Source organism: Sulfitobacter noctilucae, assembly GCF_000622365.1.
GTDB classification, from domain to species: domain Bacteria; phylum Pseudomonadota; class Alphaproteobacteria; order Rhodobacterales; family Rhodobacteraceae; genus Sulfitobacter; species Sulfitobacter noctilucae.
Genome location: NZ_JASC01000002.1, coordinates 78,032 through 91,356, shown reverse-complemented (window position 1 = coordinate 91,356; position 13,325 = coordinate 78,032). Strand labels below are relative to the sequence as shown.

Annotated in this window: 14 protein-coding genes and 1 tRNA gene; 8 read left to right on the top strand and 7 right to left on the bottom strand. The window is 53.7% G+C overall.

The window, feature by feature from the left end:
- Positions 1-32: 32 nt before the first annotated feature.
- Positions 33-317, bottom strand: coding sequence for a hypothetical protein (locus tag Z945_RS0101620; RefSeq protein ID WP_025050377.1), 285 nt, complete (start codon positions 315-317; stop codon positions 33-35).
- Between the two features lie 155 nt (positions 318-472).
- On the opposite strand from Z945_RS0101620, the gene Z945_RS0101615 reads away from it, so the two are divergent.
- The 3 genes from Z945_RS0101615 (at position 473) to Z945_RS0101600 (ending at position 2,384) form a co-directional block, all read left to right on the top strand.
- Positions 473-784 carry an ETC complex I subunit gene (locus Z945_RS0101615; RefSeq protein ID WP_025050376.1) on the top strand — a complete coding sequence of 104 codons (312 nt, stop codon included), beginning with the start codon at positions 473-475 and terminating at the stop codon, positions 782-784.
- Positions 785-889: 105 nt separating this feature from the next.
- Positions 890-966 (top strand) — tRNA-Arg (locus Z945_RS0101610).
- A 314-nt stretch (positions 967-1,280) separates the two neighbouring features.
- Positions 1,281-2,384, top strand: a complete 1,104-nt coding sequence (locus tag Z945_RS0101600) for an AAA family ATPase (protein WP_025050374.1) — start codon at positions 1,281-1,283, stop codon at positions 2,382-2,384.
- A 70-nt stretch (positions 2,385-2,454) separates the two neighbouring features.
- On the opposite strand, the gene Z945_RS0101595 is transcribed toward Z945_RS0101600, so the two are convergent.
- The 4 genes from Z945_RS0101595 to Z945_RS0101575 form a co-directional block, all read right to left on the bottom strand.
- Positions 2,455-3,057: a hypothetical protein gene (locus Z945_RS0101595; RefSeq protein ID WP_025050373.1), complete on the bottom strand. Its 603-nt coding sequence runs from the start codon at positions 3,055-3,057 to the stop codon at positions 2,455-2,457.
- Positions 3,033-4,103, bottom strand: a complete 1,071-nt coding sequence (locus Z945_RS0101590) for a TniQ family protein (RefSeq protein WP_277618908.1) — start codon at positions 4,101-4,103, stop codon at positions 3,033-3,035. The genes Z945_RS0101595 and Z945_RS0101590 overlap by 25 nt, the downstream gene beginning before the upstream one ends.
- 541 nt (positions 4,104-4,644) lie before the next feature.
- On the bottom strand, positions 4,645-5,334 hold the full coding sequence (locus Z945_RS0101580) for a D-lyxose/D-mannose family sugar isomerase (protein ID WP_025050370.1): 690 nt from the start codon (positions 5,332-5,334) through the stop codon (positions 4,645-4,647).
- Between the two features lie 19 nt (positions 5,335-5,353).
- Positions 5,354-6,541, bottom strand: coding sequence for an ROK family transcriptional regulator (locus tag Z945_RS0101575; RefSeq protein WP_025050369.1), 1,188 nt, complete (start codon positions 6,539-6,541; stop codon positions 5,354-5,356).
- A gap of 165 nt (positions 6,542-6,706) precedes the next feature.
- Between Z945_RS0101575 and Z945_RS0101570 the strand changes: the two genes are divergently transcribed.
- The 5 genes from Z945_RS0101570 to Z945_RS20985 all read left to right on the top strand — a co-directional run bounded on the left by Z945_RS0101570 (position 6,707) and on the right by Z945_RS20985 (position 11,155).
- Complete coding sequence (locus Z945_RS0101570; protein ID WP_025050368.1) at positions 6,707-7,726, top strand: sugar ABC transporter substrate-binding protein; 1,020 nt, start codon at positions 6,707-6,709, stop codon at positions 7,724-7,726.
- A 104-nt stretch (positions 7,727-7,830) separates the two neighbouring features.
- Positions 7,831-8,892: an ABC transporter permease gene (locus tag Z945_RS0101565; RefSeq protein WP_025050367.1), complete on the top strand. Its 1,062-nt coding sequence runs from the start codon at positions 7,831-7,833 to the stop codon at positions 8,890-8,892.
- Positions 8,892-9,656: an ATP-binding cassette domain-containing protein gene (locus Z945_RS0101560; protein ID WP_025050366.1), complete on the top strand. Its 765-nt coding sequence runs from the start codon at positions 8,892-8,894 to the stop codon at positions 9,654-9,656. The genes Z945_RS0101565 and Z945_RS0101560 overlap by 1 nt, the downstream gene beginning before the upstream one ends.
- A gap of 32 nt (positions 9,657-9,688) precedes the next feature.
- Positions 9,689-10,321 carry an AAA family ATPase gene (locus Z945_RS0101555; RefSeq protein ID WP_025050365.1) on the top strand — a complete coding sequence of 211 codons (633 nt, stop codon included), beginning with the start codon at positions 9,689-9,691 and terminating at the stop codon, positions 10,319-10,321.
- A gap of 447 nt (positions 10,322-10,768) precedes the next feature.
- Positions 10,769-11,155, top strand: a complete 387-nt coding sequence (locus Z945_RS20985; RefSeq protein WP_338152097.1) for a PfkB family carbohydrate kinase — start codon at positions 10,769-10,771, stop codon at positions 11,153-11,155.
- A gap of 525 nt (positions 11,156-11,680) precedes the next feature.
- On the opposite strand, the gene Z945_RS20425 is transcribed toward Z945_RS20985, so the two are convergent.
- The gene (locus Z945_RS20425) at positions 11,681-12,013 is read right to left on the bottom strand and encodes a hypothetical protein (RefSeq protein WP_152541021.1); all 333 of its coding nucleotides are present in this window, start codon (positions 12,011-12,013) and stop codon (positions 11,681-11,683) included.
- A gap of 400 nt (positions 12,014-12,413) precedes the next feature.
- Positions 12,414-13,325 (bottom strand): metal ABC transporter substrate-binding protein, encoded by a 912-nt coding sequence (locus tag Z945_RS0101545; protein ID WP_025050364.1) that lies wholly within the window; start codon positions 13,323-13,325, stop codon positions 12,414-12,416.

Sequence of the window (13,325 nt, the reverse complement as noted above, 5' to 3'; positions counted from 1 at the left end):
CAGAAACCGACAGGATCAGGAGGAAATCCGGTTTATTTGGACAGGCGCTTGCGATTTGCACTGACCCGTTTGCTCACAGGTACCATCGCGGCACTCAACACCTGATCGGGCCGTGCGCCTGCGAAGGCGGCCTTGGTCGCCGCATGGAAGGCCTTGGCCATGGCCGGGCCCTTTTCGCTTACCATGCGGTCATTCTCTCCACGATGCGCGGGAATCACACCGCTCATTCCCATGACACGCAACGCCATGACGGTCTGCGTTTCCATCATCAGCGTTGTCAGGTTTAGTTGTAACTTAAACAAATCGTAAGGTTGCATCGCGATGCTCCACTAATAAACATCATAATTATGCTGCGCCGCAGCATAAAGCAAGGGTTGCTGCTGAATTGGTAAACCCTTGGCGGGCCGGTGCCCCTTGCCCCGACCTGCCATTTGGCGGATAAGAGACCCACTTTCAGCGAACGAGGCTCTTCATGCGCGCACGCATTTTTCAACCCTCCCGGACGGCCATGTCCTCGGGCACTGCCAAAACCAACCATTGGCTGCTTGAATTCACGCCAACAGAGGCACGCGAAGTCGACCCGTTGATGGGCTGGACGTCATCTTCCGACACCCAAGCGCAGGTCCGGCTGACTTTCGAGACCAAAGAAGCGGCCGTCGAATACGCTCGTGATCATGGCATTGACGTGCAAATACAGACGCCGCACAAACGCAAACCAAACGTGCGCCCCGGCGGCTACGGCGACAACTTCGCAACCGGTCGACGCGGTGCCTGGACGCACTGAGATCTGGCCAGATGCGGTGCCAAAGATTTCGTCGACGGCACAATGTGTCAACTGCTCCCGACGGTCTTGCACACCACCGCAATTTGCGAGACAAGACTGCGCAGCGGTCCCGTAGCTCAACTGGATAGAGCACCTGACTTCTAATCAGGATGTTGAGGGTTCGAGTCCTTCCGGGATCGCCAGTGGAATAGTTGACTGTAGCGACGTTGGACATCCAAAGACCGTCTTTCGGACAAAAGACGGTTTTATTGATGCGCTGATCTGAAGCACTAAATTGGCTGATTAAAATCAGATATTTAGGAAGCAAAGCTGCGAGGCGAAGCTTCCTCTGCATCCTCTCACAAATGCGTTCTCGCCCTGTTGGCTCGCCCCCAACCATTCGTTCACCGTCTGTTCAAAGGCTCCGGAGCCTTTCATATCAAACCCAATGTCAGGCCTCTGGTCAGGCAGCCGCTGCATGGCAAAGCTGTGCGCCGGGATCTGAAAGGAATCCGTTATGCTGAAATCAAACATCCCAATTGCGAATATTCGCGTCTTCGACAAAACACCTACAGTTGCCGATCTCGAGCGTAGATTTGCCCAATTTCTAAGAGGCTTTCGTGAGCAGCGATTCGTTGCTCAACAGGTTGATAGGATTGCTGAAGGCGGACCGGAGGAAACGTTCGACCTTTCTGCGAACTCCCTCTCAATGCAAGACAAGATGAAGATCGTACGGCTCGCTATGACATATGTTGAACGGCAGGAAGCGGCGACAGGGATGCAGCACCTGAGCACCAATGAGCGCAATGCCCTTCGCAGAGTGCAGAGCGGCGCGACGGTTTCGAGAGTTTCTACCGAACACGATGCTGATGTCCTTGCTGCAACTTTGCACGAGGACATGCCTTGGATGAGCCCCGCCACCGAGCACATCTGGCACGCAATGCGGCAATCCGTGCGTGAGGGTCGGCCCGGATTCAAATTCGCGCCGCTTCTCCTCCTCGGCCCACCCGGTATCGGAAAGTCACACTGGGCGCGAAGGTTGGGGAAGCTGCTCGAAGTGCCGACGACGGTTGTCGAGGCTACGGGTGAGCCTGGCAGCTTCGCTTTGGTTGGCACTCAGCGTGGTTGGGGTAGTGCCGGGCCTGGTAAGGTCATCGAGACGATCCTCAGAGAGAAATGTGCCAACCCGATCATGGTTGTCGACGAAGTGGAAAAGGCCGGTGAAGTAAGTTCACGGAAGGGGCTTCGGTTCAGCCTGACCGATGCACTTTTGCCCCTACTGGAAAGCATGACAGCGAAGACCTGGCAATGCCCCTACTATCGCGTCCAGTTTGATCTCTCATGGGTCGGTTGGGTCCTGACCGCCAATAGCTTGCATGGCCTTCCCGAGCCCCTTCTAAGTCGCTGCCCACCGCTGAACCTGCCACCAGTTTCAAAGCAGCACCTTGTTGGCTTTGCATGGCGCCTGGGTAGAGCACACGATCTTCCTGATGAAGCGATCGCAGGTATCGAAGAGATCATTATGTCTTGTCAGAGAAGTATCGGAGGGCCGAGCCTTAGGACTGTCAAGCGAATGATCACGCGAGCAGAAATTGCTTATACTCGGCCACTGCTACATTAGAGAGTCATCTCAACAATCACGGATTGCGGAATAACTCTTCCACATCGGCACGCAGGTATAGGTGACCGTACTATTCTCTTCCTGAGGTAAACGGTTTCACCCCTGCTGCCTGCAGTCGCGCAATAAGTGTTCGCCAGAACCCGTTAAACTCAACTGCCATCGTATTTTGGGTGAGATAATCTCGATGAAACGCGGCAATATCGTCCTCTGTTACATAAAATCTTTTTTTGCCAGCCGTCGAGATATCGACATGACTTGCAGGCGTATGTCCTGCGCGCACCAACCTTATAAATGCTTCGTTCTCTCTCATCCCAATGGAACGTCCAAACGCAGATGCCGTACTCACAACGCCGTCAGGATACTGGGGCTTCTTTTTTAAACCCTCCGAATTATCTGCGACCAGCTGATCGACTTCTTTTTTGTTGACGCAGAAATTCTTATACCCCTGCATTCCTTCTCTTGATGAAATCCGCAGTGCGCCTTCGCGGATACACTGGATGATCGTCCCAACGCTTATCTGCGTGCGTGATCTGGCCTTCTGAATGAGTTCCCAATCACAATCGGTCACGGAAATCACTATGACCTTGGCATTCAGCTCGTTGATAAGGCTGACGCCATCTTCCAGACGCCAAGGTGCCTTGATGGTAGCTATTTCTGTCCTGGGGACAAGCAACCATCTTCCGCAAGCCTCTTGAGTTGTTTAAGCGTCGCACCCATCGCCTTGCTCATTTCTATTGGACCAACAAGGTCGGGCACTTCGGCGAGTAAGGACGCGTACTTGTTGACGTCAAACGTTTTGCGGGGCGCTGACCTATCGTCTTCTTTGCTATATGCACCTGCCTCAATCAGAAACTGATCCAACAGGAATGTACCAAGGCCAGTTTCCTTAACAGCGGATTGCAACGAATGCAGCCTACGTTCTGGCAAAGAGTGCCCAAGGATCACTTCGTCAGCAGCAACGGGCCAAATCGCCACGATACGTTCCCAAAGAATACGACGAAACGCGTCAAAGCACTCTTCGTGAAGATATGGTCTCGCAAGGGCTTTGTATAAACCCCCGAATGCTTTGTTAGGTAGGTCGTTGTGCGAAGACGCGTGGGCAGCAAGTTCATCAAGTGCGTAATTAATCGAGGTTTCGCCCCCGATTGCCACATCAAACCCAGCAGACTGAGCCGCTCTGATCCGATCATGGGAATCAAAGCCAGCGTTTTCCGGCAGCCGCAAAAGCTCAGCGCCCAATAGCCGACAGAACGTTGATGCTGCATAAATTGAGTACTCGGCCAGCCAAGATGCATCACTGCCGTCCTCAAGCCTCTTATCAAGCCAAATGTCATATGCCGATGGTATGATCGGCGGCATTTCAAAACTGCCGTCAAGCAATTGCGGCAAAATATTACCCAGCCGAGTGCTTATATTGAAGCGCTCCGTCGGGCTTGTTCTTTCCCAAAGAACTACCAAAGGATGTTGATGCTTCACGCAGATAGAAACCTCGCGCAGTTGCCAATCCCCTCGCATCGCCATTTCCTCCAAGGGCGCCCCTGTACTGGTTTGTGCGTCCTCTCTCAGGCAAACAGGACAGCCTCTCATCTTTGGATTTTTCAGCGCTCGGGAGACGAAGGTCTCATTTCTAAAGCCCATCCGGACATTACCTGATCGTTCGCCGGTCCATGAAAGTAGGCTGGAGTAGGCCGCTGTATCCAGCCCTGCGAGTTGCGCGATACGCCCTACGGCCTCGGGTTCAAGATTGATTATCCTCTTGATGGAAAAAAACCCATGTCAAAGCAGAAATCCGCGACGCCGACACGGTTCATCGCGGCCATCCGTGAAACAAATGACGGCATTGTTTCGCGATGGGGCAACGTGGGTCTAAGTGGAAGTGGTTTCATCGGCTGCAGCACACGGGATAATTTGGAGGAGAATGCGTATATATGGATGAAGTGCAACTATGTGTCGATGGTCTGGCACTTACGGCCCATAGCGGTCATTCATCTACAGATCGGTACGCTGCGGTGCGGCCAAGTTCTTAGGATGGCCACGACGAGTGAAAAATACGAAAACTGGCCCATCTAACGACCATAAGACTTTTGTTATCAGGACGTGTCCGATCACTTTTTTATAAGTGTGCTGCGACCGCCCAATTAAATTAGCACATTCGTGTTCACGTTCGGTGACGGTCCCATACTAAGTCACTCGCTCAAAGCAAGTAGCAGCAACTCGCTTCAAGATAGGCGAGCAGCAGAGATTGATCGTGTTCAGTAGACTATGCGAGAAAATGGGTAGCGTAGTCACTTACCAAAAGCCGCTCTGGCTCTGCATCCTCTGCAATCTGGGAAAAGCGCGTGATTGGTTCATAGAATATATTGTCGCTCTCGTCATCGTTGACGGTGCTGACTTCGCCGATCAACACATCTGCGCCTTCGGCCCAAAACGCGTGCCAGTCGCCGGGGCGTAACGTGATGCTCTCGCCCGGTGCAAGCTTAAGCTTGTCGCCTGCTTTGAAGGGAAACAATAGGCCGTCGCACATCACGTTGCCACCGCCGTGAAGGTCCAAGCCTCCTTTGGCGTCCGAGCCAAAGAGCTCAACCACCAAAGTACCGCCTCCGCGATTGATGATATCTTCGGCTTTGATAATGTGCGTGTGCATTGGAGAAAGTTGGTCCTGCCGCGATATCAGAAGTTTCTCGGCATAGCACATACCCTGACCGGCATTCAGGTCACTTAAAACACCATTGCGTAATGTGAACAGAACCAAACCCATTTCGTAAAAACGCCCAGCACCGTAATCTGTGACATCCCAGCCGCAGCGTGATTGGATCAGATGCGCGGCACTACTTTGATGCGCGACAAAATCGGTCGGGCTCCAATGCGCAAAGGGCGGTAGGCTAAAACCGTACCGTTCAAACATCTCGCCTGCGTCTTCGAGAAGTCTATTTATCTCAGACCGCTTCATACCGAATATTCCCTGTCAGTCAGACGAGCTGCGATGTTACGAAAAACTGGTTGTATATCGGATCGCAGGCAGCGCCGAGCGCACGCGCACCGCCGCCGATAACGCCCTCGGCTACGTCCGGCACGAGCAAACCGCGGCTGTCTTCGTTCAAAAGTTTTGCGCGAACGGCTTCGACCAGCCTTTTGCGCACATCTCTCGGAAGCGCACCATCGATAATGACCGCTTCAAAGTCGATGACAGCGCAGGCCGACATGCATGCTTGTGCGATTGCGTGTGCCGCCCCGTCGATCCAATCTTTGACCTCATCCTCAAAACCAGACCAGTCCTGCGGGATTTTCCAGAGGTCGCGGTAGTCTTTTCCTGACTTGGCAAGCGCGGTCTCAAGAACATGAACAGATGCTACATCGAGCAGTTGTTGCGTTCGGCCGGCGCGGTCCCCGACGCGTAGAGGGGCGAACGCCCCGGCATTGCCTCTGGTGCCTTCGTACACGGACTGGTTCAGGACGATACCGCCCCCGATAAAGGTCGAGACGAAGAAATAGGCATAATCATTGAATTGCCGTCCCCCGCCATAAAGCTGCTCGGCCCAGCATGCGCTTGTCGCGTCGTTCAGCATGAAGACCGGCAGATCGGTGAACCGGGCAATTTCACGTTCGAATGACAAATCCTTCCAAGAGAGGAACTCTTCGGGCGTATTGCCGTCCGAGGCACCCCATTTCCAGATTTCGAAAGGGGCTGCGATGCCGAAACCGCATAGTCGTTCCGCAGCTTTCGCACCAATTTCTCCAAGAGCATCCGCAAAGCTTTCCTCAAGAAAGGTGAAAACGGTCTGTGGAATCGCAATATCGTAGGTCAGGTTGCGCTCGAACAGCTTCTTGCCGCAAAAATCCATAACGATCAGATCACAGCTACGGCGCCCCAGTTTGCACCCGACAGAGAGTGCCCCAAGCGGATCAAGCGTGATCGGAACCGAAGGCTTGCCGACTTTTCCGCGCACCGGCTTACCTTGTTGCGTCAAACCGTTGCTCTTCAGCTTTCGCAGGATGACCGAAATCGTTTGGGCGGACAGCCCGGTCTGCCGAGCCAGATCACTGCCTGGCATCGATCCATTGCGTTGCAGAAGGGATAGAATAGCGCGCTCGTTCGGGTTGAGATGCGGTTCGTGATGTGGGCGCCCACCCGCGCCTATGGCGTTAACCTGGTTCATCAACTGCACTCACACCTTGCAACTATATCGGCAGACTCTCGTATGATCCAATTAATAAGTCAACATGATTTATTAATTGACAGACCTCGAGTTTTTGTAAATTTTGACACCATGGCAACGCTGCGATTCGTGACGTTGATCAAATCTTTCTGGGAGGAGAAAATGATGAAAAAACTTATCGCAGGGACCGCGCTTGGTCTGATCGCAATGACGAGCACGGCATCGGCTGATGCGCATTCGGTATCGGCCTGCCTGATTACGAAAACCGACACAAACCCCTTCTTTGTCAAGATGCGCGAAGGCGCTCAGGCTAAGGCAGAAGAGCTTGAGATGGAGCTGAACACATATGCCGGCAAAATTGACGGTGACCATGAGACACAGGTGGCCGCGATTGAAACTTGCATTGCCAATGGCGCGAAAGGCATCCTTTTGACGCCATCTGACACATCCTCTATCGTACCGGCCGTGCAGCAGGCCCGCGATGCAGGTATCCTTGTGATAGCACTTGATACACCGCTCGATCCGATTGATGCCGCCGACATGACCTTTGCAACCGACAACTTCCTTGCAGGTGAGTTAATCGGTCAATGGGCTGCCGCTTCTTTGGGTGATGATGCCGCGAACGCGAAAATTGCTATGCTTGACCTTGCCGTCAGCCAGCCGACCGTTGGCGTTCTGCGCGATCAGGGTTTCTTGCAAGGCTTTGGTATCGACCTTGGTGATGCAAGCAAATGGGGCGATGAAACCGATCCGCGTATTGTGGGCAACGACGTAACAGCCGGTAACGAAGAAGGTGGCCGCAAGGCGATGGAGAACCTTCTGGCGCAGGATCAGGACATCAACGTTGTTTACACAATCAACGAACCTGCCGCAGCGGGTGCCTATGAAGCGCTGAAAGACATCGGTCGTGAGAACGATGTGCTGATCGTTTCCGTCGATGGCGGGTGCCCCGGTGTCCAGAACATTGAGGATGGCGTTATTGGTGCCACATCGCAGCAGTATCCGCTGTTGATGGCATCCAAAGGGATCGAGGCGATTGCCGCGTTTGCTAAGGACGGCACGAAACCTCAGGCAACCGAAGGCAAAGATTTCTTTGACACCGGCGTAGCGCTTGTGACCGACAAAGCAGTGGATGGCGTTGACAGCATCAGCGTCGCTGAAGGCAAGGAACTGTGCTGGGGTTAACCCTCAGCAGTCCTATGCACGAACGCTGCCGGGTGGGTATCCTCGCCCGGCAACACCCTCGCACGCGAGGCCTCACAGCACAGTCAACCTAACGGGAGCGGGCAATGTCCACCGGAGATAATTATGAGGCGGCGGCCTCGAACAGCGCCACCGATGTCGCGCGTTTCGACGAAACCTCTTCGGGGATTGTTGGAAAGATACATCACGCTTTACATGTGACACCCGCCTTGGTGCCATTGATCGTTCTTGTGGCCTCAATTATCGTCTTTGGGCTGTTACTGGGGTCTAAATTCTTTTCTCCCTTCGCTCTGACTCTCATTTTGCAGCAGGTCCAGATCGTCGGCATTGTTGCCGCTGCGCAAAGCCTTGTCATTTTAACCGCCGGCATTGATCTGAGCGTCGGTGCGATTGCCGTCATCTCTTCCGTGGTCATGGGGCAATTCACCTTCCGCTATGGCTTGCCACCTGAAATCGCCGTCGCTTGCGGTCTTGCCTTCGGTACTTTGATCGGGACGATTAATGGCTGGCTCGTCGCAGTGATGAAGCTACCTCCTTTTATTGTAACGCTCGGTATGTGGCAGATCGTGCTTGCAGCTAACTTCCTCTATTCCCAAAATGAGACAATCCGCAGTCAGGAAATCGCTACAGAGGCGCCCTTGCTTCAACTTCTGGGCACCAAATTCAATGTGGGCGGTGCGATCTTCACGCTCGGCGTAATCTTCCTGTTGGTTCTGGTTATCCTGCTCGCCTATGCGCTGAAGCACACTGCCTGGGGCAGGCATGTCTACGCCGTCGGTGACGATCCCGATGCAGCGGAGCTGTCGGGAGTAGATGTGAAGAAAACGATCATATCGGTTTACGCCATCGCGGGCCTGATTTGCGCCTTTGCGGGATGGGCCTTGATCGGGCGGATAGGGTCGGTCTCTCCCACCTCCGGTCAGCTGCTGAATATTGAGAGCATCACGGCGGTCGTGATCGGCGGCATATCTCTCTTCGGGGGCCGCGGCTCGATCTTGGGTACATTCTTCGGTGCTTTGATCGTCGGGGTCTTTACACTGGGGCTCCGCCTTGCAGGCGCTGACGCACAATGGACATATCTCTTGATCGGCGTGCTGATCATCGCCGCGGTCGCAGTGGACCAATGGATTAGAAAGGTAGCAGCCTGATGGAACCGATGTTGAAAGCCCGTGGACTGGTCAAACGCTACGGCAAGGTTACTGCACTCGATCATTGCGATTTCGATCTGATGCCGGGTGAGATTCTTGCTATCATCGGTGACAACGGTGCTGGCAAAAGCTCGTTGATCAAGGCGATCTCCGGTGCCGTCATCCCCGATGCGGGGACTGTCACTTTGGAAGGCAAAGAAATCCATTTCCGCACGCCGATCGATGCGCGCAACGCAGGCATTGAAACAGTTTACCAAACACTGGCCATGTCGCCCGCGCTTTCCATTGCGGACAACATGTTCATGGGGAGAGAACTGCGCAAACCCGGTTTTCTAGGGACTGTCTTGCGCCAGCTTGACCGCAAACGCATGGAAGAAGTCGCCCGCGAAAAGCTGTCCGAGCTTGGCCTGATGACAATCCAGAACATCAATCAGGCTGTGGAAACACTGTCAGGGGGGCAGCGTCAGGGCGTGGCTGTCGCACGCGCGGCGGCTTTTGGCTCCAAGGTCATTATTCTTGATGAACCGACGGCCGCCCTTGGCGTCAAAGAGAGCCGCAAGGTCCTTGAGCTCATCCTCGAAGTCAAAAGCCGCGGCATTCCAATTATCTTGATCAGCCACAACATGCCGCACGTCTTTGAAGTAGCAGACCGCATCCATGTGCACCGTCTTGGCAAACGGCTTTGCCTTATTGACCCAAAGGACCATTCAATGTCGGACGCAGTAGCATATATGACGGGTGCCGCCATTCCTGAAGCGGCATAAAACAGGTGGCCCTACATACAGATCTGCACGAGATGATCAACGCCGCGCCATTTACCGGCAAGCGGCGTTTGGTCGCCTTGGTCGGCGCTCCTGCAAGTGGAAAATCAACACTGGCAGAGGCTCTTGCCAAGAGGGACCAGCACATACAGGTCATTCCAATGGATGGTTTTCATCTGGACAATAACCTTCTGTCTGATCGCAGGATGTTGCACTGCAAAGGTGCGCCTGACACCTTTGATGTTGCGGGTTTTCTGCATCTGGTCCGAAGGCTCAGAACAGAGGATGACGTTATATTTCCCACCTTCGACCGATCCCGCGACCTGTCCATCGCAGGTGCGGGGGCAATTCAACCGGCCACCGAGACGATAATTGTAGAAGGTAACTATCTAATGCTGGATCAGCCCCACTGGCAGGAGCTTGCCCGCCTGTGGGACCTTTCCATCAGTATCGATGTCGAGCTCCAGGTATTACGGCGGCGTTTGCTGCAACGTTGGGCGGATCACGGCCTAAGCCAAGTAGAGGCAGCAAAAAAAACGAACGATAGCGATCTGCCAAATGCGAAATTAGTGCATGAAAACAGTTTGCCATGCGATGTCGTCATCGCTGGTGACCAAATCCTGATGGCATCGCCAGCTGCTCCGTCGGCTATCATCCAGAACGAATGATCCTATGATTTTATGCTGCGGTGAAGCTTTGATTGATATGATCCCCGCCCCGACAGTAGCGGGTTCGAAGGGGTTCATTCTTCATGTCAGCGGGGCCATATTCAACGCGGCGATCGCATTGGGTCGGCTCGGAATTTCGACCGGCCTTTCGACAGATATGTTTGGTCAACCACTTGCGGTAGAACTTACTGCCAGCCAAGTAGATACGTCTTAAATCATCACGTCCAATCGTCCAACAACCTTGGCCTTTGTACATCTCGTAGACGGGCACGCGACCTATACCTTCTTCGACGAAAACTTAGCGGGGCACATGTTGGAACCCGAGGAGATCCCACAGCTGCACGCAGGCGTGAGGGCTCTTTACTTGGGGGGATCAGCCTGGCTTGTTAACCGGGTGGCAATGCCTATATCTCGCTTCTCGAAAACGAAGGACCCCGCCGCCCGGTCATGATCGATCCGAATATACGACCAGGATTTGTCAAGGATGTTGCAGCTTGTCGGTCGCGCCTTGAGACCGCCATGGCCCTTGCGGGCCTTATCAAGGTTTCTGATGATGACCTTGAATGGCTGTTTTCAGGACCTTCAACGTTGAAAAGCAAAGCAAGCGTTGTACTTGCAATGAGACCTGCAGCGGTGATCAAGACGTGCGGCGGAGAGGGTGCAATCGGCTATCTCAATACAGGAACTGAAGTTCATGTATCTGCAACCCGCGCGGAGGTTGTGGACACTGTAAGCGCGGGTGATACGTTCAATGCGGGCGTTCTTGCAAACCTTTACGGGACCGGAAATCTGATTGAAGCAGGTATTTCGAACATATCGGCCCGCACGCTGTAGCGCGCGATCAGGTTTGGCGCGAATATAGCGGGGATCACGGTATCCCGCGCGGGAGCAGATCCACCTTGGCGGAGTGAAGTCGACTGAGAGTGCCTTTTGCCGTGTACTGCTGCAGCTACCTCGACCAAAGCGTTCCTTTTACAAGAAATTCAATTTTAGGAGAAGTCCATCGACAAGGCCAAGCGGTTGCTGAAATGGTTCATTTTCCACTGTTGGCCAAAGTGCGCCATCGGTTCAGACACCCCGATTTCTACTGGATTGACGGTGAGCTTTAAACTCGCAGCGAACGTCCGCACCCCGCCCTTATGTCGATCGACACGAGCGGTCCAAACCTGCCGTTCACCTCACCGCCGAATTGCTGAGGCCGCAGTCCACATTGCAGACTTTGGTCGAGACCGCAGCATTTCAGGGCGTCCAGATGACCGCACTGCGGCACAAAGCCGTATTTCGTCTCCAATGCAACGGTGTCCGCTCTCCATGACCGATGCAAAAAGAAAACCGGCGACCACGCATCGTTGATCTGTCTTATTGGAGTTTTTTTCGAGGCCGCATTTCTCGACCAGTTGGGTCTGTCTCCAAAACTGATTCATGCAGGCCACCAATGACTTTGTCGGTCGGCTCAAAGTCTTCATTCGTTACAACAAGAGCCCAACCCACAGATCGGACGCGCTCATTCTCTTCATTGCACAACGATGGGTCATCTAAAAAGTAGCAAAGCCGGGAGATCGCTTCGACTTGCGAACTGCGAACCAAATCTACAATGTCAGAACGGCTGACGCCCAGTGACAACATGCGTTCTATCGCTTGACCTTGGCCGGAAAACGGCTCCGCCGGATTACGATTTGCGGCTTCAATCACTCTTTCAATCCAGCTATCATCTGCTTCGTCGACGACTTGAGCCCACGCTTGCCGCAGGAAAAGGAACCTATGAAGCTGAGGTTTTTTCTCTTGAGCTTAAGAACTGGCCTAGCTCCTGAGCACCCAGTGACCGAAAAATTTCGGTAAGTTCCGAAATTTCAGTGTCTTCGTTTGACATGTATTGAGCTTTCCAGTTGATTTCGAAAGATTGATAGCTTGGGGTTAGTCGTAACTTCAAAGCCCGACATTAGCGCAACGTGCAGCATCCGGAAAGGTGGGCTCACAGCAGCCATTAGCCGCGCGACGCGACGATGACAGCTTCGCGGACTTTTCGGACCTTCGCTGCAGGAGCGCCAACGTCGGGTTCGGCGAACCGTTCGACAAAAAGTGGTTTTGAAGTCTATTCCAAAATGATCTTTTTGACCTGTTCAACTGACGTGATCATCCCATTCAGAAAATCACCCGACGCTGGTCGGTTGGAGAGAGGCGGGAAGACTATGTCCACCAAACCCATATCTTTGATGCGGGCCCTTGCTTCTGGCGCAGGAGTTGCCTCCCAAATGAACAGCTTCGCTCCCGTCTCGGCTACGACGGCTTCAAGGTTTTTCCATTGCTCTTCGGTCACAGCTTCGTTTGCGTCCCATTCCATCGGCGTAATATCCAGACCATAAGCACGCCCGAAATACTGGTATCTTGGGTGGGACGAGATGGCCGCTGCACCCGCGACAAGTGCGTTCAGGTCTTTGGCCGATGCATCAAGTGCTGCAAGGTCGTTGGTCAGAGCTTCAAGGTTCAAGGTGATGCTGGCCTCTGCGTCTGGCATGCGGCGGATCAATCCTGCGGCCAGGGTTTCTGCCTGACGCGCGGCGAGAGAGAAATCCAGCCAAAAGTAGTTTGCGGTGCCTGTGTGGGAATGTGCGCCGTCTTCCCCGTGCGAGTGTGTGATCGTCTCGGTCGAGATATAGTGGTCGGAAAAACCGGCAGAGGTATCCACAATCCGGGATCGGGATAACGACACTTTGGTTGTCCATGTCGCAAACCCTGCGCCATTAAATGCAATTACATCCGCTGCCTGCATGGCAGAAATTTCAACAATACCGGGACGCCAAAACGATGGATCAACGCCTGCAGGGACGGGAAACAGAACATCGGCAGTGTCGCCGACCAACCGTTCAGCAAAATAGGCCAACGGATAATTGACGGTCGCGATGACTGCTCTGTCTTGTGCTAAAGCCGGACCTGCGAACGGCGCGGTGGCAATGGACAGCAACAGTAAGGACATTGCCCGCCGGTTGGGATTGAATAGGTTCAT